Origin of the sequence: Mycobacterium asiaticum (assembly GCF_001673365.1) — a bacterium.
In the GTDB taxonomy this organism is placed as follows: domain Bacteria; phylum Actinomycetota; class Actinomycetes; order Mycobacteriales; family Mycobacteriaceae; genus Mycobacterium; species Mycobacterium asiaticum_A.
This window is the reverse complement of record NZ_LZLS01000067.1, coordinates 1-869: the sequence shown is the minus strand read 5'-3', so window position 1 is coordinate 869 and position 869 is coordinate 1. Positions and strand designations below refer to the sequence as shown.

The 869-nt window shown below is 66.4% G+C and carries 1 protein-coding gene; it reads right to left on the bottom strand.

All coding sequences use genetic code 11. The annotated features are described in order from the left end of the window. A partial coding sequence (locus A5634_RS07430; protein ID WP_155769406.1) for a PPE family protein occupies positions 1-869 on the bottom strand: 869 nt, incomplete at both ends.

Sequence of the window (869 nt, the reverse complement as noted above, 5' to 3'; positions counted from 1 at the left end):
TTGCTGACCGCGGGGCTGCTCAGCAAATTGGTCAGACTGCCACTGCTCAGCACAGCGCTCAACGCGCCACTGCTCAACACGCTGCCCAAGCCCCCACCGGACACAGCCGGAACCAACCCCTGAAAGCCCGAACCACCCCACTGCCCCCACGAACCCGCCAAGAAGTGGCGCCCGTAAGACCCCCAGCGCCCAGCCGCCGCCGCACCAGTACCAGCCTCACCCAACCCCAAGCTGTGCAGATTCAAATTGGCCAGGTTCCCAGTCCCCAGACGCAGACTGCTCAGCAACCCACTGAGGTTGAAACCCCCCAACAGGCCACCCAGCCGCACCTCCACCGCACCCAGCACCGCCCGCGCGCCACCCTTGTTGAACGCGCCCGCCAACCCGGCAAGTTCAGACGCCGCGGCATTGACCAAGCCACCCGCACCAGCCAACCGACCCACCGGCAACTTGGTAAACGGCGTCAACGCCGCCGCAGCCGCCGAAGCACCACCGTGATAACTCAACATCGCCACGATGTCTTGCGCCCAGAACTCCTCGTAGACCGCCTCCGCCGCCGCGATCGCCGGCCAGTTCTGACCAAACAGGTTCGAAATCGCAAGCCTCACCAGCGCATTGCGATTACCCGCGATCAGCGCCGGGTGCACAATCATCGACCGCGCCGACTCAAAAGCCGACACCACCACCCGCGCCTGAGCCGCCGCCTGCTCAGCCACCACACCCGCAGCACTCAACCACGCCGTATACGGCGAAGCCGCCGCCGACATCGCCGCCGCAGCCGGGCCCTGCCACGCGTCGTTGATCAGCCCCGAGGTGACCCCCTCAAAGAACGACGACGCCGAACCGAGCTCAGCAGCCAGGCCATCCCA